This window comes from Bartonella sp. AA23NXGY (genome assembly GCF_042197165.1).
Lineage (GTDB): Bacteria > Pseudomonadota > Alphaproteobacteria > Rhizobiales > Rhizobiaceae > Bartonella.
The window spans coordinates 1-616 of sequence record NZ_JBHIRO010000107.1; the positions used below are offsets into that span (position 1 = coordinate 1).

Sequence of the window (616 nt, forward strand, 5' to 3'; positions counted from 1 at the left end):
AAAAACAGCCTGACCACAGGAAGCATTAGCACCAGTGATATCAGCAACAGTGCGCATGCGCAAGCTAGCAGCCAAGGGTTAAGCATTTCTGCCGGTGGTCCGATGTATCAGGGCAAATATGGTGTCGGGAAAAACATTGCCAAAAATGTCTTAGATCATTCAAAAGCCCAAGATTCAGAGGAAGGATACACCAAATCCGCCATTAGCGATGGCACCATTGTCATTACTGATGAAGCTGGGCAGAAGGCATTGACAGGGCAAGATGTGGAACAAGCCATAGCCTCCCTTAATCGTGATACTGCCACCGCCCATAAGGGTGTACAACAGCTCGATGCAGGCAAGCTGGAACAAATCGTCCATGAAAACCGTGAAATGGCAACCCAACTTTTAGAAGAAGGATTTAAATACAGTGATGACTCCTATAAAACCATGTTTATCAAAGAGCACCCCATCGCTGTGGTCGACCGTGATGAAAAGGGTAATATAATCTATGAAATAGATGCAAATGGACAGTATATCAAAGACGCTCGTGGACAAAAAATACCTCACGCACATTATTTAACGGATGAAGAAAAGCAGCATTTACAAGAGGGTGCTGATGGCAAGGTGCATGTGT

General features: G+C 45.0%; 1 pseudogene. It reads left to right on the forward strand.

The window, feature by feature from the left end:
• Nucleotides 1-616: pseudogene (locus ACFINY_RS09910) on the forward strand (filamentous hemagglutinin); the annotation flags it as partial.